Source organism: Effusibacillus sp. SKA8 (genome assembly GCF_058273125.1).
In genome coordinates this window covers 1-723 of record NZ_JBZCSF010000045.1, presented here as the reverse complement: position 1 = coordinate 723, position 723 = coordinate 1, and the positions used below count along the sequence as shown (strand labels likewise).

Here is a 723-nt window from a genome sequence, read left to right as displayed (position 1 = left end):
CGGACACTGGAGCGGTGGATTGCGGCCTACCGCAAGGGCGGTTACGACGCCTTACTCCCCAAGACCCGAAACGACAAGGGCCGCCACCGGTTGCCGGAGGAGGTGATTCAGAAGGCGGTGGCGCTGCGCCGGGAGCGGCCCGAACGCAGTGTGGAGCAAATCATCCTCCTGCTGGAGGGAAGCGGGATTGTTCCACCCGGCACGGTTGCGCAAAGCACTCTCGCCCGTCACCTGCGGCGTGCAGGAGCGAGTCGCAAGGAACTGCTTCGCTCCGATGACCGTGGATACCATCGATTTGAGGTGGAGGACGTGCATGTCTTGTGGCAGGCGGATTTTAAGCATGCGTTGTATCTCCCGGACCCGAATCATCCACAGCGCAAGAAAAAGACCGTTCTGTTCGCCATCCTCGATGATTATTCAAGGCTCATCGTCCATGGGCAGTTTTACTGGGATGAGCAGTTGCCCCGCCTGGAAGACAGCCTGAAGAAAGCGATCCTGCGGTACGGCGTCCCGGAACAACTGTATGTGGATAACGGAGCGGTGTTCTCATCCCACCACCTGCAGCGCATCTGTGGAAAACTGGGGATTCGCCTCTCGCACAGCAGACCCTATCGTCCAGCTGGGCGAGGTAAGGTCGAACGCCTGTTCCGTTTCCTCGACACGAGCTTTATCCCTGAGGCATACGAACAGGTGGAGGCGGGGCACATCCAGACACTGGGCGAG

General features: G+C 59.8%; 1 protein-coding gene. It reads left to right on the top strand.

Going from position 1 to position 723, the window contains the following annotated elements:
* The coding region (locus AC4ED1_RS14690) for a DDE-type integrase/transposase/recombinase (protein WP_490939876.1) at positions 1-723 on the top strand (723 nt) is incomplete at both ends.